Source organism: Idiomarina sp. D18, assembly GCF_057748155.1.
The window spans coordinates 639,175-659,493 of record NZ_CM173240.1; the positions used below are offsets into that span (position 1 = coordinate 639,175).

General features: G+C 47.5%; 13 protein-coding genes. 11 read left to right on the forward strand and 2 right to left on the reverse strand.

The features are described 5' to 3' along the window. Positions 1-75 precede the first annotated feature (75 nt). The 3 genes from dnaE to tilS are packed head-to-tail and all read left to right on the forward strand — an operon-like array spanning position 76 to position 5,880. Positions 76-3,555 carry a DNA polymerase III subunit alpha gene (gene dnaE, locus AC3AP5_RS03085; RefSeq protein ID WP_272978533.1) on the forward strand — a complete coding sequence of 1,160 codons (3,480 nt, stop codon included), beginning with the start codon at positions 76-78 and terminating at the stop codon, positions 3,553-3,555. A 15-nt stretch (positions 3,556-3,570) separates the two neighbouring features. Next, positions 3,571-4,527: an acetyl-CoA carboxylase carboxyl transferase subunit alpha gene (accA, locus tag AC3AP5_RS03090; RefSeq protein ID WP_272978534.1), complete on the forward strand. Its 957-nt coding sequence runs from the start codon at positions 3,571-3,573 to the stop codon at positions 4,525-4,527. A 9-nt stretch (positions 4,528-4,536) separates the two neighbouring features. Further along, positions 4,537-5,880 carry a tRNA lysidine(34) synthetase TilS gene (tilS, locus tag AC3AP5_RS03095; RefSeq protein ID WP_487326973.1) on the forward strand — a complete coding sequence of 448 codons (1,344 nt, stop codon included), beginning with the start codon at positions 4,537-4,539 and terminating at the stop codon, positions 5,878-5,880. Here tilS and AC3AP5_RS03100 read toward each other — a convergent pair. Further along, on the reverse strand, positions 5,852-6,739 hold the full coding sequence (locus AC3AP5_RS03100) for a GGDEF domain-containing protein (RefSeq protein ID WP_487326974.1): 888 nt from the start codon (positions 6,737-6,739) through the stop codon (positions 5,852-5,854). The two genes, tilS and AC3AP5_RS03100, sit on opposite strands and share 29 nt — an antisense overlap. 197 nt (positions 6,740-6,936) lie before the next feature. On the opposite strand from AC3AP5_RS03100, the gene AC3AP5_RS03105 reads away from it, so the two are divergent. The 8 genes from AC3AP5_RS03105 to AC3AP5_RS03140 all read left to right on the forward strand — a co-directional run bounded on the left by AC3AP5_RS03105 (position 6,937) and on the right by AC3AP5_RS03140 (position 19,292). Next, on the forward strand, positions 6,937-8,901 hold the full coding sequence (locus AC3AP5_RS03105) for a monovalent cation:proton antiporter family protein (protein WP_272978538.1): 1,965 nt from the start codon (positions 6,937-6,939) through the stop codon (positions 8,899-8,901). A 150-nt stretch (positions 8,902-9,051) separates the two neighbouring features. After that, entirely contained in the window at positions 9,052-10,317 is a 1,266-nt protein-coding gene (locus AC3AP5_RS03110; RefSeq protein WP_286682565.1) for an efflux RND transporter periplasmic adaptor subunit, read from the forward strand. A gap of 12 nt (positions 10,318-10,329) precedes the next feature. Then, positions 10,330-13,509, forward strand: coding sequence for an efflux RND transporter permease subunit (locus AC3AP5_RS03115; RefSeq protein WP_272978541.1), 3,180 nt, complete (start codon positions 10,330-10,332; stop codon positions 13,507-13,509). Positions 13,510-13,667: 158 nt separating this feature from the next. Beyond that, on the forward strand, positions 13,668-14,387 hold the full coding sequence (locus AC3AP5_RS03120; RefSeq protein WP_006955711.1) for a DUF599 domain-containing protein: 720 nt from the start codon (positions 13,668-13,670) through the stop codon (positions 14,385-14,387). A gap of 4 nt (positions 14,388-14,391) precedes the next feature. Continuing rightward, positions 14,392-15,423 carry a succinylglutamate desuccinylase gene (gene astE, locus AC3AP5_RS03125; protein ID WP_487327293.1) on the forward strand — a complete coding sequence of 344 codons (1,032 nt, stop codon included), beginning with the start codon at positions 14,392-14,394 and terminating at the stop codon, positions 15,421-15,423. A 145-nt stretch (positions 15,424-15,568) separates the two neighbouring features. After that, on the forward strand, positions 15,569-16,756 hold the full coding sequence (locus AC3AP5_RS03130; protein ID WP_006955709.1) for a thiamine pyrophosphate-dependent dehydrogenase E1 component subunit alpha: 1,188 nt from the start codon (positions 15,569-15,571) through the stop codon (positions 16,754-16,756). Beyond that, positions 16,756-17,733 (forward strand): alpha-ketoacid dehydrogenase subunit beta, encoded by a 978-nt coding sequence (locus tag AC3AP5_RS03135; protein WP_006955708.1) that lies wholly within the window; start codon positions 16,756-16,758, stop codon positions 17,731-17,733. The genes AC3AP5_RS03130 and AC3AP5_RS03135 overlap by 1 nt, the downstream gene beginning before the upstream one ends. Before the next feature lie 11 nt (positions 17,734-17,744). Continuing rightward, a complete protein-coding gene (locus AC3AP5_RS03140) occupies positions 17,745-19,292 on the forward strand; it encodes a dihydrolipoyllysine-residue acetyltransferase (protein WP_286682564.1) in 1,548 nt (515 codons plus the stop codon). A 51-nt stretch (positions 19,293-19,343) separates the two neighbouring features. Here AC3AP5_RS03140 and AC3AP5_RS03145 read toward each other — a convergent pair whose 3' ends face one another. After that, positions 19,344-20,237 carry a DMT family transporter gene (locus AC3AP5_RS03145; RefSeq protein WP_006955706.1) on the reverse strand — a complete coding sequence of 298 codons (894 nt, stop codon included), beginning with the start codon at positions 20,235-20,237 and terminating at the stop codon, positions 19,344-19,346. Between the last annotated feature and the right edge of the window lie 82 nt (positions 20,238-20,319).

Here is a 20,319-nt window from a genome sequence, read left to right on the forward strand (position 1 = left end):
GCATGTACTTGAATAGCCCGATAAGGCAGAATATCGGCTTAATATTCAGCATGCAGTTTACCAATTAGGTTTTTAATGGCAGCAGATACTTCTTTTGTTCATTTAAGAATTCACAGTGACTTTTCAATGGTGGATGGGCTTACTAAAGTGAAGCCCATTTGTCAGCGTGTGGCGGACATGAATATGCCCGCTATGGCGCTTACCGATCAAATGAACTTTTGTGGTCTGGTGCAATATTATGGCGCAGCTCACAGCCAAGGTCTCAAGCCGCTTATCGGGGCTGACTTATGGGTATGGGGTGACTACCCCGAAGGTGAGATTTTTCGCCTGACCGCATTGGCAATGAACAATGATGGATATCAGCAGATTATCCAACTCATTTCAAAAGCCTATTTGCGCGGTCACGTGCAGGGCAAACCGGTGATTGATAAAGCCTGGCTGGCGCAGCATAATGACGGCATCATTCTGCTCTCGGGCGCGCGCGAAGGGGATATTGGCCGAGCGTTGTTGAAAGGTCATCAGGAACCTTTGCAAGAGAGCCTGGCGTTCTATAAGCAATACTTTCCTGAGCGATTTTATCTCGAGCTTATTCGTACCGGTCGCGCAGAGGAAGAGGCGTATCTGCATAGTGCGGTTCAACTCGCGGCAGAGCATGATTTGCCGGTAGTCGCGACGAACGAAGTGGTATTCCTCGAAGAAGAGAACTTCGAAGCACACGAAATTCGAGTCGCTATTCATGATGGCTATCAACTCGGTGATAAACGACGTCCCAAAAAATACTCACCACAACAGTACTTGCGCAGTGCTGAAGAAATGCACGAGCTGTTTGCCGATTTACCCGAAGCGTTGGAAAACACCGTTGAAATCGCAAAACGTTGTAATGTCACCATTCGTTTAGGTGAATATTTCCTCCCGGCGTTTCCCACGGGTGATTTAACGGAAGGTGACTACCTCGTTAAGGTTTCGCGCGAAGGTTTAGAAGAACGACTAGAATTTTTATTTCCCGACGAGGCAGAACGTCAAGCAAAACGTCCTCCTTACGATGAGCGCTTGCAAACCGAACTCGATGTCATTAACCAGATGGGGTTCCCGGGCTATTTCCTTATCGTCATGGAGTTTATTCAGTGGAGTAAGGATAACAATATTCCTGTGGGGCCGGGTCGTGGTTCAGGTGCAGGCTCGCTAGTCGCTTACGCGTTAAAAATCACCGATCTCGACCCGCTCGAATTTGACTTACTATTCGAACGTTTCTTGAATCCAGAACGTGTTTCAATGCCAGACTTTGATGTCGATTTTTGTATGGATCGACGCGACGAAGTGATTGACCATGTCGCAGAACTGTATGGGCGCGACGCGGTATCACAGATTATTACCTTCGGTACGATGGCCGCTAAAGCCTCGATTCGAGACGTAGGGCGTGTGCTGGGTCACCCTTACGGCTTTGTTGATGGCATCTCTAAATTGGTGCCTGGCGATCCAGGCATGACGTTGGCAAAAGCCTTTGAGCAAGTGCCCGAATTGGGCGAACGGTACGATGCCGACGAAGAAGTCAAAGAATTGATAGATTTCGCTCGTATCTTAGAGGGCGTGACACGTAACGCAGGTAAACATGCGGGCGGCGTGGTCATTTCGCCGACCACTATTACTGACTTTGCCGCACTCTATTGTGATGACGAGGGTAAAAACCCGGTTACTCAGTTTGACAAGAACGATGTGGAATCGGCGGGACTCGTAAAGTTTGACTTTTTAGGGCTACGGACATTGACCATCATTCAATGGGCATTGGATATGGTTAATGCACGCAAGAAAGAGGCGGGCGAACCGCTCATTGATATCAACGCAATTAGCTTAAATGACAAACAGTGTTTTGATGTGCTCAAACGCGCTGAAACAACAGCCGTTTTTCAGCTCGAATCAGCTGGAATGAAGAAGCTGATTTTGCGACTGCTGCCGGATAGTTTTGAGGACATCATCGCGTTGGTAGCGCTGTTCCGACCGGGCCCTCTCGAATCAGGTATGGTTGATAACTTCATTGATCGTAAGCACGGGCGAGAAAAAGTATCTTATCCCGATGAAACGTATCAACACGAGTGTCTTGAGCCGATACTCGAGCCAACTTATGGCGTTATTCTATACCAAGAGCAGGTGATGCAGGTTGCCCAGGTGATGGCAGGCTACTCGCTCGGTGGTGCCGACTTGTTGCGTCGTGCGATGGGTAAGAAGAAACCGGAAGAGATGGCGAAGCAGCGAGAGGTATTCCGCGAGGGCGCGCACAACAATAATATCGATCCCGAGTTGGCGATGAAGATCTTCGACTTGGTAGAGAAGTTTGCCGGCTACGGGTTTAATAAATCTCACTCGGCCGCGTACGCGTTAGTTTCTTACCAAACTTTGTGGATGAAAACGCACTATCCTGCTGAATTCATGGCAGCGGTCATGTCGGCGGATATGGATAACACCGATAAAATCGTCACCCTAGCGGATGAATGCGAACGCATGGGCTTAGTGTTGCTTCCACCGGATGTTAATAAAGGGGTGTACAAGTTTACCGTCGATGATGAACAACGCGTCGTTTACGGTATTGGCGCAATTAAAGGCGTGGGTGAAGCACCGATTGAGGCCATTTTAGAGGCACGTAATGAAGGGGGTCCATTTACGGACTTATTCGATTTTTGCTGTCGTGTCGATCTCAAGAAACTCAACAAACGTGTTTTAGAGCGTTTGATTCGTGCCGGTGCGATGGATAGCTTAGGTCCGCATCGTGCCAGTTTGATGGCTTCCCTTGAAAAGGCAATGCGGCAAGCTGTGCAACACCGTCAGGCTGAAAGCATTGGACAAGCTGATATGTTTGGCGTGCTCACGACAGAGCCTGAAGCCGTTGAGCACGAATTTGAAAAAGTAAAACCTTGGCCTGAAGCGGTATGGCTCGAAGGAGAGAGAGAGACCCTAGGTCTGTACTTGACTGGACATCCTATTAACCGCTTTCGAGCAGAATTACAGCATTACGTTGTCGGGCAGCTTGCTAATGTTAATGAGACCCGTAAAAACGAATACGTGGGAGTAGCCGGCTTGGTAATTGACGTTCGTGTGATTACCAACAAACGTGGGCAACGCTTTGCGATTGTTACATTAGACGATAAAAGCGCACGTATGGATGTGATGCTGTATAGTAATGAATACGATAGTTACCAACACGTGCTCGAAAAAGACAGAATTTTGTGGGCAAAAGGTGAGGTACGATTTGATAACTTCTCTGGCAGTAATAGAATGGTCGCCAGAGAAGTAATGACAATTGAGCAGGCGCGTGCCAGTTTTGTTAAACATTTGGCGATCACGGTGACCGGTGAACAAATTGAAAAGGGTATGACTAAGCGTCTCGCTGAGACAATGCGACCCTTTGCACAAGGCACCTGCCCAGTAAAAATTCATTACCGAGGCGAACGCGCGTTGGCCTCGATGAACGTTGGGGCTCAGTGGTATGTTGAGCCGACTGACGAACTAATACATCATTTACACGATCTACTGGGTGAACAGTGGGTCACGCTCGAGTTTTAGAGGAAACATTAAATAATGAGCCTAAACTTTTTGGATTTTGAACAACCGATAGCCGAACTCGAAGCCCAAATTGAAGAATTAAAGAATGTTGGCGAACGTGGTGAGCTTGATATAAATATCGAAGAAGAGCTCCAACGGCTTAAGCAAAAGAGCAAAGAGCTGACCGAGAAAATTTTCTCTGAGTTAGGCGCTTGGCAGGTTGCGCAGTTAGCGCGTCATCCTCTGCGTCCTTATACACTGGATTACATCAAGCGCATTTTTACTGAGTTTGATGAAATGGCAGGCGATCGTGCTTACGCAAACGATGAAGCGATTATCGGTGGTGTAGCGCGACTTGATGGCAGACCCGTGATGGTTATTGGTCAGCAAAAAGGGCGCGAAACCAAAGATAAGATACGTCGAAACTTTGGTATGCCAAAACCTGAAGGCTACCGAAAGGCGTTGCGCTTAATGGAGACGGCTGAGCGTTTTAATATGCCCATCATCACTTTTATCGATACACCGGGCGCGTATCCCGGGATTGGCGCAGAAGAGCGTGGCCAGAGTGAAGCGATTGCGCGTAACCTGAAAGTCATGGCGCGTCTTACTGTACCTATCGTTTGCACCGTAATTGGCGAAGGTGGCTCCGGTGGTGCCTTAGCGATTGGTGTCGGTGATCGCGTGAACATGCTGCAATACAGCACGTACTCTGTTATCTCGCCAGAAGGCTGTGCGTCTATCCTATGGAAAAGCGCATCAAAAGCCCCGCTTGCAGCAGAAGCGATGGGGGTTACCGCAGATAAAAGTAAGTCATTAGGCTTAATAGATACGATTATTCCAGAACCTCTGGGCGGTGCGCATCGCAACATGGACGAAATGGCGGACCGATTAAAGGCGCAACTAAACAGTGACCTTAATGACTTAGTGGGTCTAGAGAAACAACAATTACTCGATCAGCGCTATCAGAAGTTGATGTCTTTCGGTTATTGCTAATCAGCCATTATGAAGAGCGATACGCTGTATTCTAAATTCCAGCAAAGTTTACAGCGCTTACATCTAGTGCCCGGGCAACAACTCGTTGTTGCCTTGGGTGGTGGTGCCGATTCACAAACCGTACTCGACTGTTTGAACCGGTTCAGACAAGCGAACCCGCAATACGAATATCTCGCTATCCATCTCGATCACCATTTTCATCCTCAATCTCCGGCTTGGGCAAAAACGATTAAAGGAAGTGTCGAGAGTTATGGTATGGCGTCTCACTTTGAAGACCTCACCTTTATAGAGAAAAACCGAGTATCGAAAGAGGCCATGGGGCGTGAGCGGCGTTATCAGCGTTTAGCAGAACTCACGGCAGATAATGCCATCATTTTGCTAGGACAGCATCGAAACGACCAAATTGAAACCTTTTTATTGCAATTGAAACGAGGCAGTGGGCCCCGAGGTCTCGCATCGATGGCTGAGGTCCAGCCATTTGTTGGTCGACGGAAACTGGTACGACCGTTACTCGAAGTCAGTAAACAAGCTATCCTGAAGTACGCGCATGAGCACCAGCTAACTTGGATAGAAGATAATACCAATTACGATACGCGCATCGAGAGGAATTATCTGAGGCACAAAGTAATACCTCAATTAGAGCAGCGCTGGCCACAATTCGGGCAAAGTGTGCTGCGTTCAGCCGCGTTATGTGCAGAACAAGATGCTTTACTCGATGAGTTGCTAGCCGACAAACTTAACAACGCGTGGTGCTCTCATGCATGGCTAAATACAGGTTTAAGTTTAACGGAACTTGCTCATTTTTCTGAACCACTACAGCGCGCTGCGATACGCTATTGGCTGACACACCAGACGGGATGTGAACGCATGCCGTCGCAAGCTCAATTGCATCAAATTTGTCAACAAGCACTGAGCGCTGCAAATGATGCAAAAGTCGCCGTTAACCTGGCCTCCGGCTGTGTATATAGGTTTGCTAATGCGCTGTGGTGGTTTGAACACGCTGACCAAGAGATGCACATGTCAGGTCACCGTGTGGAGTTACCGCACCCTTATGGCGAGCTCGTTTGGCAATTAAACGGCGCGCGTGTAGATGAAAACTCACCTGTGTTAGCCCGTCTCACCGATCTGTCTGCGGAATTGAAATCAATCAAACTATACCAGCCCGAGCGCGACGGCGGTAAACCCATTCGGGCGTGGTTAAAGCAAGCGCGCATTCCGTGGTGGTTACGAGAAGAATTACCGATTATTCGTTACGGGAGTTGGTTGTGGTTACCCGGAGTCGGATGGCTGAATGAAGTAAGTGGTGAGCAACCTCCGCTCATCATTAGCATGCAGCAGGGCGATGAGGACTAACATCGCTACGTCCTTCATAAAAATGACGTGCGCCACCTGCATGTTTCGCCGCATACATATTTTCATCAACTTGCGCTAACACCTGTTCAGCGCTCAAATAAGGTTGAATACAGACCGATCCAGCACTGAGTTTAATATCATATCGGTTTATCAATCTGTGTTCGCATAATCGTTGTTGCATTCGTTTAAACGTGTCGTGAGCGGCACGTAATGAGGTGTGCGGTAATATAAGCAGAAACTCATCACCGCCATACCTTATCGCGGTGTGATGTTGATCAATTTCATCGCCGATGATTGCGGCAATTTGTTGTAAAATAGCGTCACCAACATCATGACCTTCGCTGTCATTGACTTGCTTAAAGTTGTCTAAATCAATCATCATTAACGTATGCTCATGCTGCTCAGCGGAATGAATGAGCTCGATGATACGCGACCGCACGATAGTTCGATTGAATAGTTGTGTCAGTGGATCACGAGCGGCGAGTTGACTCACTTTGTGAAACGCTAATAAATTCTTAAGTGGAAAGACGAGATGTGAGTGTATTTTTTTTAACCGCATTTTTTGAAGAAACGAAAGCGGTTGTGAGAACGTGTAAGTCATCTGTCCGAGTAACTGATCATCAGCGTAAACCAACACCGCATGTTGGTATTTTGGTTGACCCTGCCAAAGGGCAATAGCGTGCTGTAGAGATGGGCTCTCGAAGCGGATGGAATGGATAGGCACACGCTTATGCAAATGCGAACCATAGATTATAAAGAACTCATCAACGTTCAAGGTCGTTTGTAGTCGCTCGGAGAGGGAACGCGACCGTTGCCAATCTTCACGACGTGACAGATGACTCGATAATTTCTGTGGCATGCAGCATTGGGCGTTTCGTTTTATCGTTATTTTATTCAACATGACGACGACTTAACTGAAATAAAAATAGATTTAAGCAAAACCTATGCCACTTAGATAAAAGCGTAATAGTATCAAAAAGTTAAATTAGTAAAACGATTGTCATCCAAACAGTGTTATTATTTTGACAGAATGAAAATAACGATAAGGAGCAGCCTATGTACGGTACATTTGCCAGTTTACTGATGTTACTTGCAGTGGCCGTGGTTCTGGTTTGGGCATTTCGGCGCATAAAGCTACCCGCTATTTTGGCGTATCTTACCGCGGGTGTGATTGCAGGACCCGATGTAATGGGTTGGATAGCCGATCCAAACGAGTATCACCTGATTGCTGAACTGGGTATTGTACTGTTGCTGTTCTCGTTAGGTCTTGAATTCTCGCTACCGAAAATGCTCGCTATGCGGCGTTGGGTATTTGGCTTAGGTTCGGCTCAAGTGCTTGTTTCACTGGCCTTATTCATGGGCCTAGGGCTTTGGTTGCTTGATAGCCCAACAGCCGCACTCGCTGTAGCTGGAGCGCTGGCGCTTTCCTCAACCGCAGTGGTGATAAAACAGCTCAGTGAAAGCTCGCAAACGGCAACGCGACGCGGACAAATGACCGTTGCCGTATTGTTATTCCAAGATATCGCGGTCGTTCCGCTATTAATAGCTATTCCTTTGTTAGCTGGTCAAGGCGGCGAGAATATCGCTTACAGCCTATTGCTTGCGCTATTAAAAGGCGCTGCCGTGATTACTGTACTCCTATTAATTGGCAAGTGGGTGTTGCCGTTCCTATTTAGAGAAATCGCCCGGCAGCGCACTGACGAATTATTCGTCTTAGCAACGCTTTTAGTGGCGTTGGTCGCTGGCGGTTTGACGCATTTATTTGGTCTGTCGATGGCGCTTGGAGCCTTTTTAGCCGGTATGATGCTTGGCGAAAGTAAGTACAAACATCAACTCGAAGCCGATATTCGTCCTTTCCGTGACATTTTAATGGGACTATTTTTTACCACCGTCGGTATGCAACTGTCTCTGCATGCTGTGGTATTTGAGTTTCACTGGATAGTCGCCACTTTGCTGGTTATGGCGCTAATTAAGGTATTGTTGATTCAAGGTGTAGCGCGCATGATGGGTGAACACCGACGTGATGCATGGGCTGCCGCGGTTTCGCTGTTTCAGATGGGTGAATTTGGCTTCGTACTTGTCTCTTTGGCGGCGTCTTACGGGCTTTTAGAGCCTCGGATCAGTTCCATTCTGATTGGTGTGGGTGTGTTAAGTATGGCGATTACCCCACTAGTCATTCAAAAACTACAACCTTTGGTAGCGTTCTTGGCACACGATGAAGGTGATTCATCAGGTATCCACTCGGATCAATCCGAAGAGGAACAAGCGGCTCCGGCACTTATTTGTGGTTTCGGACGGGTCGGGCAGACCGTATCACGATTCTTGGAAGCCGAAGGTATTAAACATGTCGCGATCGACAATGACCCGATGCGTGTGCAAGAAGCGGTGGCAGGGGGCGCGAAAGTCTATTTTGGTGATAGCGCTAAGCGCGATATCTTGCGTGCCGTTGGGGCACAACATGCGCCATTAATCGTGATTAGTTATGCCGATGATACCTATGCGATAAAAACGCTAAAAGAAATCCGTGCCATGAACGAAGACGCTTTTATTTTAGTGCGAAGCCGCGATGATAGCCGTCTGACTGCGTTGCAAGAAGCCGGCGCTTCACAGGTTGTGCCGGATACGCTAGAAGCGAGTCTGATGTTGATATCGCACGTGCTGAACCGCTCCGGCGTGCCTATTCGTCGCATTCTCACGCGCCTAGAACAAGAGCGACGTAACCACTATGGCGATATGCATGGCTTTTTCCCAGGCTCGCATACGGATATGGATCCCGAACGGTTAGAGAAACTACAATTTTTACACGCCGTGCCGCTACCTCAACACGCATGGGCGGTTGGTAAGTCGGTCGAAGATTTAGACTGGTCTAAACGTAATGTAGAGCTTAAAGCTATTCGCCGTGATGATGTCGAAGTGACTGATTTAACAGATCAAATTGAGTTAGCAGTCGATGATGTTGTGTTGTTAAGTGGTAAACCGGCTGCGGTGGAAGCGGCAGAGCGGTGGTTACTTGAGGGGTAACAAGGGTTTCAGCTGAGTTTGTAATAGTCCGTTACAACTTAGGGGGCGAAACTCATAAATAGCAACACATCTGTGCTAACAATTTACATTTATTACGGCGATAATAAGGCTATAACAAAATATTCTTAACCAATTGACTGAGCGACAATTATGAAGATTAAGAAAAGAGCCTTTATCCCACCCGTCATTATACTTCTATTTATCGGACTCGCCGTGTTGGCGAGTATGATGGGTAAACCTCCCGAGAAAAAACAAAACGTAAAACCGGCCCCAATGGTCGAGGTGAAAGAGGTCCAGCCTGAGAATATGACATTTATTGTTGATTCACAGGGAACTGTAAGACCTAAGCACAGCACTCAGTTACTTTCTGAGGTAAGCGGTCAGATCATAGACATCGCTGATAACTTTAATGCCGGTGGCTTTTTCAGCAAAGGCGACATGTTGTTGCAGATTGACCCAAGTGATTACAAGGTCGCTGTTCAACAAGCAAAAGCACAGTTGCTACAAGCGCAGTCTGCACTTGAGGAAGAAAAAGCACGCGCTCGTGTCGCTGAAGAAGAGTGGGCGATGTTTAAAGACGGTGAAGCGCCTGCATTAGGTTTACGTAAACCTCAGCTTGCCAGCGCACTTTCTGCGGTTGAATCAGCTGAAGCTAATTTAGCAATGGCAAAACGCAACTTAGAACGTACGACAATCCGTGCGCCTTTTGATGCTATTTTGCGGTCGAAGCAAGCTGACTTAGGTCAGTTTGTCGGCTCAGGCAGTCAAGTTGCTATGTTATATGGCACCGGTACCGCCGAAGTTCGCCTGCCACTGAGCGATTTAGATACGACGTATCTTGATATGCCGAGCGAAGGTAAACAGCCGATGGTACACCTTCAGTCCATGGTGAACGGTATCAGTACTGATTGGCAAGGGCGCTTGGTGCGTACCGAAGGCGTGTTAGATGAAAATAGCCGCGTTGTTTATGGCGTTGTGGAAGTTAAAGACCCATACAACCTTGATGGCAACACACACAATGCACCGCTACGCTTCGGTCGTTTTGTCGATGCTAAGATTGAAGGTCAATCGGTATCGAATGTCATGAGTGTACCGACTTATGCGATCAACGAAGATAGCTCAGTTTGGATTGTCGATGAGGAACGTGTTCTTAAGCATCGTACCGTACAAGTCATTCGCACCCAGAGTAATGATTCAATCATCAGTGGCGGACTGGAGCGTGGTGACAAGGTCGTGTTAACACAGTTAGCTAATCCGTTGCCTGGCACACCTGTTCGTTTAGAGGGTGATCCGCTCCCGTCACAGATGGAGTCGACTGCACAAAAAGAACAACAAGAAGGCGATAACCAGCCATCAGCAGAGTCGGATAGTGGCGAAGCCGGCAACGAACAAACGGCGAGCAACGCGAACCGCTAAGAGGTCATGACAATGAGTACAGAAGATACCAATAAGGGCATTATTGCATGGTTCGCGCGTAATTCGGTTGCCGCTAACCTGCTATTATTCCTAATTGTAGTTGCGGGCGCGATGTCTATATTCAGTGTCCGCAAGCAAATGTTTCCGGAAATTTCACTGAACGTAATCAGTATTCAGGTGCCATTTCCAGGTGCTGCGCCTCAGGAAGTTGAGCAAGGCGTCATCATGTTAATCGAAGATGCGCTTGAAGATGTCGATGGTGTTGAGGAGATGACATCGCGATCTCAAGAGGGTCTTGGCTCGGTCACTATCGAAGTCGAACCCGATTACGATGTTCAAGTGGTGATGGACGAAGTTAAAATGCTGGTGGACGCCATCCCGAACTTCCCACAACAAATTGAAAAGCCCAACATCTATCGCGTGCGACCTAACCGCAACGTGATCTGGATGACTGTGTACGGTGATGTGACGGAGCGGCAACGCAAAGAGTTAGCTAAAGAAGTCCGAGATGATCTTAAGCAAGTGGGCGGTATCACCAAAGTCGAAGTGGTCGGTGCGCGTAACTACGAAATTGCGGTCGAAATCTCGCAAGAAGACCTTGAACGCTATGGCTTGAGCTTCCAGCAAATTGTTAATGCAGTGCGTGGTACATCGCTTGATGTCGCCGGTGGTTCTATCAAAACGCCCAACGGCGATATTTTATTACGAGCTAATAATCAGGCGTATGTCGGAGATGAGTTCGAGAAAATCGTTCTGATCAGTCGTCCTGATGGTACGCGATTAACCTTAGGTGATATCGCTCAAGTTACTGATGGATTCGTCGAGACGGAAGCGTTCACTCGTTTCGATGGTAAGCCAGCGACTTTTGTGCGGGTTAACTCGGTAGGCGATCAGAACGATCTTAAAATCGCTGAAGTGGTGAAAAACTATGCGGAACGTAAAAATGCTTCACTCCCTGATGAAGTAAAAGTCGCGTATTGGGGGGATTCGTCATATTACCTGCAAGGTCGTCTCGACCTCATGTTAAACAACATGTGGATGGGGGGGCTGTTAGTTTTCCTCATGCTGTCGTTGTTCTTGCAACTGCGATTGGCATTCTGGGTCATGATCGGTATTCCTGTGTGTTTCTTAGGCACCATAGCGCTTATGCCGCTGCCGATGTTTGATGTATCCATTAATATGATTTCCTTGTTTGGTTTCATATTAGTGCTCGGTATCGTCGTGGACGATGCCATTGTGATAGGTGAAAGTGCCTATACCGAGATTGAGGAAAAAGGGAAGTCGATAGACAACGTCGTTCGTGGCGCTAAGCGGGTTGCGATGCCAGCGACGTTCGGTGTTCTGACCACCATGGTGGCGTTCGTGCCTATGCTGATGGTGGATGGCGGTATGGGCGCGATTTGGGAGTCTATTGCTTGGGTCGTCATCCTTTGCTTAATGTTCTCGTTAATTGAGTCTAAGTTGATATTGCCTGCGCATATCGCTCATATGAAGTACTCAAAAGATGGCAAAGATAAACCGAATGCTTTTCAGCGCTTCCGTAACCGGTTTGCCGACGCTGTTCAGCGCTTCGTAACTGGCTATTATCGGCCGTTCCTTAAAAAGTGTTTGCATTATCGTTACACCACGCTCGCAACCTTTGTGGGGATGCTGATTTTGATGATTGGCTTAATCAATGGTGGGATTGTGCGCTGGGTCTTTTTCCCAGATATCCCGAGTGACTTTATTCAGGCAAACATTGAAATGCAGCCAGGAACGTCGGAAGAGCGCACTATTGAAGTCTTAAAAGCGGTCGAGAACGGGCTTAAGTCGGTCGATGACACTATCGCTGAAGAAGAAGGCTCAGGTGTTGTTCGTCATACCAATATTTGGATGAACGGTAATACCGGCGGCACTATCTTTGCTGAGTTGAAAAAAGGCGAAGAACGTGAGATCGACGGCTATGCGATTGTTAATAAATGGCGCGAAAACGTGCCAGAATTAGCCGGTGTACGTACCGTTAACTTCCAGGGTGGTATTGGCGGTGGCAGTGGCTTCGATATCGAGTTCCAGTTGACGGGACAAAATCTCAATGAGCTTAAATCTGCAGCGGACGAGCTGAAGCAAGTCATGTCGACTTACGATGGTGTGTTTGATATCGAAGATACATTCGGTGACGGCAAAGATGAGATTTTGCTCAAAACCAAACCACTCGCAGAAGCCATGGGTATTGATCTTGGCGAGTTGGCTACGCAAGTGCGTTATGCCTTCTATGGAGCTGAGGCGCAACGTATTCAGCGTGGCGACGAAGAAATTAAAGTCATGGTGCGCTACCCTGAATCTCAACGTCAATCGGTGGGTAACTTGCAAGATATGAAGTTACGTACAGCGGATGGCGGCGAGATTCCGTTTACCGAGTTGGCTGAGATTGAACACTCGCAAGGTTATGACACCATTACGCGTATCGATCGTCAGCGTTCAGTAAACGTGAGAGCTCGCGTGAACAAGGATGAAGTTGAGCCCTCTAGTATCGTGCAAGAGATCCGCAACGTGAAATTACCTGAGATCTTGGAGGGTCATCCAAGTGTTGGGTTTGGTTTGCAAGGCGCGACTCAAGATGAGGCGGAAGCGACTAGTTCATTGGCCATTGGTGGCGTATTAGCTATGTTTGCGGTATACGCGCTGATGGCTGTGCCACTGCGCTCATACAGCCAGCCGCTTATCATAATGTCAGTAATTCCGTTCGGTATTATTGGTGCGATTATTGGCCACTGGATTTTGGGTATGCCGGTAAGCATCCTGAGTTTGTTCGGCATCATTGCTTTAGCCGGGGTCGTGGTAAATGACTCTTTGGTAATGGTCGACTATGTCAACCGAGCGCGTGAAGAGGGTACGCAATTGCGTCATGCGGTGTTAGATGCGGGCTGTCGACGCTTCCGAGCGATTACGCTGACGTCGTTAACGACGTTCTTCGGCTTACTACCAATCGTGCTAGAGAAGTCATTACAGGCGAAGATCGTTATTCCAATGGCGATATCCTTGGCATTTGGTATTATTTTCGCAACGATTATTACCTTGTTGCTGATTCCATGTCTCTACCTGATTTTGGATGATGCAAAACGCAACACGCAAACGATGTTGTCTTGGTATGGTTTGGCGAAACCACCTAAGCCCAAAGAAGAAACTACGGAAGAAGCATTAAAAGATTATTAATTTAATGCGCTGCAAAAGGCCGAGCCTCCGTGCTCGGCTTTTTTGTGTCTGGTTGAGGTAGCATTACGGTTTAAATTTAAATTGCGCTCATCAAAGTTGTCATAAACTGTTAACATAAGCCGATTAATGTGGGCACAATTATCAGGTGTGGGGACGCTATGCTGCTATCAATGATCGACATCATTGTTTTGTTGTTCTTTTTTGTTTGCTGGATAGGTTATTCTCTGTTCGCGCGTAAGCGCGCTAAAACCACACACTGTTTGTCCAGTATTTTGTGTGAGCTGCGTATTGATTGGATGCGTAACGTGATGCACAAAGATAATCAAATTGCCGATGCATCACTTATCGGTAACGTCGAACGTACAGTGACGTTTTTCGCATCTTCGACCATTCTGGTGTTGGCGGGTGTAATTACCGTACTTGCGCATGCCGACCAGCTTGTAAATGTACTCAACGAACTACCGCTAACACCCACCGCTCATGTGAATATGGTGCAGTTTAAGCTTGCTGTGCTAGCGCTTATATTTATCTACGCCTTTTTCAAATTTACTTGGGCTATACGGCAGTTTGGTTTCGTGTCAGTGTTACTCGGTGTCAGCGTAAATTATCAGCAAAATCAGCGCCCAGAAGAAGAACGGGAAGAGTTTGCTCGTCATGCTGCGAAAGTATTGGACCAATCCGGTCATGAATATAATAAAGGCTTAAGAACGTATTATTTTGCACTCGCGTACATGTCATGGTTTTTGCATCCGGTGATGCTGGTGATCTCAAGCGCCATCGTCGTCTGGGTACTGTACCGGCGTGAATATAAATCACGGGTATTACGTGATTTGCTTGCGACCAAAGGGTTTGTCCCCGGGAAAAAAGTGAAGGAGTAAGATGGTGGACCAAGTGTTTAGCAATTTTCTTAACTGGACTCGAGAACATGAGTGGGGCTACCCCGAACAATTTCAGAAAACACTAGATAACGGTACTCAATTAACGGTTTGGGACAGTGGCGTGCTGGTTGTTGAACCGAAGCATACCGGCGACAAAGATATTATTTTATCGTGTGCTGTTCATGGCAACGAAACCGCCCCCATTGAAATTTGCAGCGATATTATTCAAGACATTATTTCGGGTAAGCAGACAGTCGCTCATCGCGTTCTGTTTCTAATTGCAAACCCGGCTTCAATTAATATTGAACAGCGGTTTGTTGAAGAAAATATGAACCGTCTATTTAGCGGTGCGCATAGTCAAGGTGATCAACAGAATAAAGAACGCGAGCGTGCGAAAAAAATTGAAGGCTATTGCGAGCGTTTTTACACATCGGCGCCACAGGGAGAACGTCGCCGTTATCACTATGATTTACATACCGCTATTCGCGACTCGAAGCGCGAAAAATTTGCCGTTCATCCGTTTACCGACGGTAAGCCATATCATCGTGAGCAATTGCAGTTTTTACTCGCGTGCGGTGTTGATACTATTTTATTAAATCAACAGCCGACCACAACGTTTTCTTATTTTTCATACAACACCTTCGGAGCTCAGGCATTTACCGTTGAGCTGGGTAAAGTGAAAAAATTTGGCGAGAATAATCGTGCGGATTTCCAAGCGGCCGAAGATACGCTGCGTCGGCTAGTGGGTGAGCAAGCGCTTAGTTTCCCTGAGTTTGAACCAGAACAGCACTTTATGTTTGCTGAAGCGCAAACGATTAATCGTCAACACGAAGAATTTGAACTTAATTTCGCCGATGACGTAGCTAACTTCACCGCTTTTGATAAAGGCGATCTATTAGCGATAGATGGTGGCGAAAATATTTACGCACAGCATGATGGCGAACATATTATTTTCCCCAATGCGCAGGTGGCATTAGGGCAACGCGCTTTGTTGACCGTAATCCGAGTACCGACAGAATCACTCGAGCTGGTCTAATCTCCGCATAATATTTGTTAAAACTGTTCGTTTCCATTTACACTAGGCCCACTGGATATTCTCCCGTGGGCTGTTTGCATGACACTTTACGTAAAGGTAAAGTAGCGGCAAATTTACACCCTGCTTAAAACCGAAAGAGAAGGTTATGGCCAAGGATAAAAAACACAATACAGAGATAGTGACCCAGTCACAGTGGTTTGACAGTGACTCAGTAACTATTCCCATGTTGCAGCTTCTTAAAGAAGACGGCAGCTTACATAAAGGCGTTGAGATGCCAGAGTACGACAAGGATCTCATCGTTAAAATTCATGACACTATGCTGTTCATCCGTACCTTGGATGAACGCATGATTGCCGCACAACGCCAAGGTCGTATTAGTTTCTACCTGGCTTCGCGTGGCGAAGAAGCTGAAAGTGTGGCTTCAGCCGCGGCGTTAGACCAAGGCGACATGATCATGGGTCAATACCGTGAGCAAGGCGCGCTGGCTTATCGTGGATTTACCGTTGAACAGTTCATGAACCAGTTGTTCTCAAACGAACAAGATCTCGGTAAAGGGCGTCAGATGCCGGTTCACTACGGATGTCGTGAGCTTAACTTCATGACCATCAGTTCACCTCTGGGTACTCAGATTCCACAGGCGACCGGTTACGCGTTTGGCCAAAAAATGGATAAAACCGGCAAATGTACTATTTGCTACTTCGGTGAAGGTGCGGCATCTGAAGGTGACTTCCACGCTGCACTAAACATGGCATCAGTTTATAAAGTGCCGGTAATCTTCTTCTGTCGAAATAACGGTTATGCGATTTCTACACCGTCTCAAGGTGAGCAATACGGCGGTGATGGTATCGCACCCCGTGGTATTGGTTACGGCATCAAAACTATCCGTGTCGACGGTAATGATGTGTTTGCTGTGTTGAAAGCAACCCAAGAAGCACGTCGTCTCGCCGTTGAAGAAGACGAGCCTGTATTAATCGAGGCGATGTCTTATCGTATGTCGGGTCACTCAACCTCAGACGATCCGACCGGCTACCGTACGCGTGATGAAGAAGACGAGTGGAAAGTGAAAGATCCGCTTGAACGTCTGCAAAAGTGGATGCTGAACGAAGGTTGGTTGACCGAAGAGCACATCACCAGTCAGCATGAGAAAGTTAAAGCCAGCGTTTTAGCAGCACTGAAAGAGGCCGAGAAAGTGCCAGCTCCTCACATTGATGAACTTATCAATGACGTTTATGACCAACCGAATGAGTTGCTTAAAGAACAGCTTGAAGAACTTAAAGAACACATTCGCAAATATCCGGATGCCTATCCGAAAACGTCGGGGAGACTGGACTAATGGCTAAAATGAATTTACTACAAGCCATCAACAGCGCCTTAGACCTGGCGATGGCTAAGCACGACAACGTATACAGCTTCGGTGAAGACACTGGTGGCTTCGGTGGTGTATTCCGCGCGACCTCAGGCTTAACTGAGAAATATGGTAAACACCGTAACTTTAATACGCCGCTCGTTGAGCAGGGCATTATTGGTTTCGCGAATGGCTTGGCATCACAAGGCAGCTACGCCGTCGCAGAAATACAGTTTGGCGATTATATCTTCCCAGCGTTTGACCAAATCGTTAACGAATCAGCTAAATTCCGCTATCGCTCAGGTAACGAGTTTAACGTCGGTGGTTTAACGATTCGCACGCCGTATGGCGGTGGCATTGCAGGTGGTCACTATCACTCGCAATCTCCGGAAGCCTATTTTGCACATACGCCGGGCCTAAAAATCGTCATGCCACGTAACCCATACGAAGCCAAAGGGTTATTGCTGAGCAGTATCTTTGATCCCAACCCGGTTCTGTTCATGGAGCCTAAGCGCTTATACCGTGCTTCAACCGGTGATGTACCAGAGGAAGAGTACACGATTCCTCTCGGTCAAGCTGAGGTGGTTAAAGAAGGCGCTGACATCACGCTACTCGCGTGGGGCGCACAAATGGAAATGACTGAAAAAGCGGCTGAACTTGCTGAGAAAGACGGTGTTTCATGTGAAATAATCGATCTGCGCACGATTTTGCCGTGGGACGTAAAAACCGTCACTGAGTCGGTGTTGAAAACGGGACGTTTAGTTATCAGCCAAGAAGCGCCGATAACCAGCGGCTTTGCGAGTGAAATCGCAGCGACAGTACAGGATAAATGCTTCTTGTATCTTGAATCGCCGATTGCGCGCGTGTGTGGTTTGGATGTTCCTTATCCATTGTGCCATGAGAAAGAATATATGGCGGATCATCTGAAGATCTACGAAGCCATTAAACGCACGATGAACTACTAAGGGTCAATGTCATGAGTAAAGATTTTATTCTGCCGGATATTGGTGAAGGCATCGTCGAGTGTGAAATTGTTGAATGGCTTGTAGCCGAAGGCGATACCGTAAAAGAAGACCAGCCGGTTGTTGAAGTAATGACCGACAAGGCGATGGTTGAAATTCCTGCGAAGGATGATGGCGTTGTTGAGAAGCTGTATTACCAGAAAGGTGATATCGCAAAAGTTCACGAGCCGTTATTCCGCATCAACGCCGAAGGTGATGCTTCTGATGATGCTGCGCCGGCATCTGACGATGCTGCACCTGCTTCTTCGGATGATGCTGAAACCACTGATTTCATTCTGCCGGATATCGGTGAGGGTATCGTGGAATGCGAAATCGTTGAGTGGCTCGTCAGCGAAGGCGATGAGGTCAAAGAAGATCAGCCCGTTGTCGAAGTCATGACCGACAAAGCGACAGTTGAAATCCCGGCTAAAGAAGACGGCAAAGTGGTTAAGCTTTATCACAAGAAAGGTGATATCGCTGAGGTTCACAAACCGTTATTCGCACTGCAACCCGCCGGTGGCGTTGAGCCAAGCAAGCAGACTAAAGATTCAGCACAAGCGCAGCAGAAGAACACGCCAAGTCAGTCGGCTGATGGCGGGGCAGAGCCTGCGCAACCAGCGCGTCAAGGTAAGGCCGTTGCGAGTCCTGCGGTGCGTCGTTTAGCGCGTGAAAATAGCATTAACATCGCGGATGTGCCAGGTTCGGGTAAAAAAGGTCGAGTGTTAAAACAAGACATTAAAGACTTTGTCGCAGGTGATAAGTCAGCACCACAAGCGAGTACACAACAGCAAACGACGACTCCTGCACAGCAGAGCGGTGGTACGCGTACCGAAGCAATCCGTGGTGTGAAAGCGGCGATGGCGAAGCAGATGATGAACTCTGTCAGTACCATTCCGCACTTCACTTACTCGGACGAGTTTGACCTGACGAACTTGATTGCATTGCGTGAAAAACTCAAAGAGCAATATAAAGAACAAGGTGTTCGCCTTACGGTCATGCCGTTCTTTATTAAGGCGCTGTCATTGGCGCTGAAAGAGTTTCCGATCATGAACGCGCAGGTCAACGATGATTGCACGGAAGTCACTTATTTTGACGACCACAATATCGGCATGGCGGTTGATACCAAAATCGGCTTGTTGGTACCTAATGTAAAACAGGTACAAAACAAGAGTATTATCGATGTGGCAAATGAAGTGACACGTCTGACCCAAGCGGCACGCGAGGGCAAAGTACCACAAGCCGATATGAAAGGCGGTACCATCAGCATTTCAAACATCGGTGTTATTGGCGGCACGGTGGCAACGCCGATCATTAATAAGCCCGAAGCAGCGATTGTCGCTTTAGGAAAAGTACAAGAGTTGCCACGTTTTGATGCGAATGGTCAAGTGGTTGCACGTAAGATGATGACGGTGAGCTGGTCAGGCGACCACCGTATTATCGATGGCGGCACCATCGCGCGCTTTAATAAGCGTTGGCAAGAGTTTCTTGAAGATCCTACCAGCATGCTGGTGAATATGGTCTAACGGGACTGACTAGAAAAAAGGCGCTCCACAGAGCGCCTTTTTTAATGGTCATTAACCAAGGGATTTCTTTTTAATGCGAATGCGCTGAAAGACTAACCCGGTGATAATCAGTACTAAGCCAGCGATAGTGCTCATGTGAATCGTTTCGCCAATGATCTGGTTGAGTAAAATCAGCGAAATAAACGGCGATAAAAATATCAAATTACTAATAAGTGATGTATTGGTTGCGGTTTTCATTGCGCTCATCCACAGCAAAAAGGTAATACCCATTTCAAATAAGCCGACATAGCTCACTGCCAGCCATCCTTGCCATGGGATCCCGCTCCAATCGTCAAACCATACTGATGCTACCCACAAGAACGGAAGCGATAAACCGAAAGCAAGCACTAACTGTACGACCGAATCAGCGTTACGTTTGGTATTGATAATCCAGTATAAGGCCCAAAGAAAGGTCGATAGTAGTGCCCATAAAACGCCCTCTAGATTACTGAATGAAAGTCCTATAATATCGCCACGCGTCGCAATCACCAGCACGCCTAAATAGCCCAGAGCGCTGGCAAACCAATCCCGCTTACGAATTTTTTGTTTAAGTAATACCGCTGCCATAAATGTGAGCGCAATGGCCCAGGTATAATTGAGCGGTTGAGCCTCCGATGCGGGAAGCAACGAGTAGGCCTCGAACAACACTAAGTAGTATACCGTGGGGTTGAGCACACCAATTAAAAGGTAGTAAAGAGGCATCCGGCGCAGCTCAAGCAAAAGTTGCGCTTGCTTACCTTGAATAAATGCCACCAAGGTCAGCACGAGGCATGAAACGGCACTCGCAGCGGTCACCATTTGCAGGGGGGAGAGGTAGTTAAGCGTGATCTTGAAGGCGGTTGCTACCGTAGACCATAGCAACACAGCGGAAAGTGCATAAAGAAACGCCTTTTTGTCGTTTTCCATTATCCCCCCCTTTAGTGGAAATCAATTGATTGGCGCGGAGAATAGCGCACTTTGGGGTGAGTGCCTAGCTTAGTTTAAATGG

Bases quoted from the DNA above. Each gene is read 5' to 3' on its own strand.
- tilS (WP_487326973.1), top strand. From the start codon at position 4,537: ATGAAGAGCGATACGCTGTATTCTAAATTCCAGCAAAGTTTACAGCGC.
- accA (WP_272978534.1), top strand. From the start codon at position 3,571: ATGAGCCTAAACTTTTTGGATTTTGAACAACCGATAGCCGAACTCGAA.
- AC3AP5_RS03100 (WP_487326974.1), bottom strand. From the start codon at position 6,739: ATGCCACAGAAATTATCGAGTCATCTGTCACGTCGTGAAGATTGGCAA.
- AC3AP5_RS03135 (WP_006955708.1), top strand. From the start codon at position 16,756: ATGGCTAAAATGAATTTACTACAAGCCATCAACAGCGCCTTAGACCTG.
- AC3AP5_RS03115 (WP_272978541.1), top strand. From the start codon at position 10,330: ATGAGTACAGAAGATACCAATAAGGGCATTATTGCATGGTTCGCGCGT.
- AC3AP5_RS03105 (WP_272978538.1), top strand. From the start codon at position 6,937: ATGTACGGTACATTTGCCAGTTTACTGATGTTACTTGCAGTGGCCGTG.
- dnaE (WP_272978533.1), top strand. From the start codon at position 76: ATGGCAGCAGATACTTCTTTTGTTCATTTAAGAATTCACAGTGACTTT.
- AC3AP5_RS03130 (WP_006955709.1), top strand. From the start codon at position 15,569: ATGGCCAAGGATAAAAAACACAATACAGAGATAGTGACCCAGTCACAG.
- AC3AP5_RS03120 (WP_006955711.1), top strand. From the start codon at position 13,668: ATGCTGCTATCAATGATCGACATCATTGTTTTGTTGTTCTTTTTTGTT.
- AC3AP5_RS03140 (WP_286682564.1), top strand. From the start codon at position 17,745: ATGAGTAAAGATTTTATTCTGCCGGATATTGGTGAAGGCATCGTCGAG.
- AC3AP5_RS03145 (WP_006955706.1), bottom strand. From the start codon at position 20,237: ATGGAAAACGACAAAAAGGCGTTTCTTTATGCACTTTCCGCTGTGTTG.
- AC3AP5_RS03110 (WP_286682565.1), top strand. From the start codon at position 9,052: ATGAAGATTAAGAAAAGAGCCTTTATCCCACCCGTCATTATACTTCTA.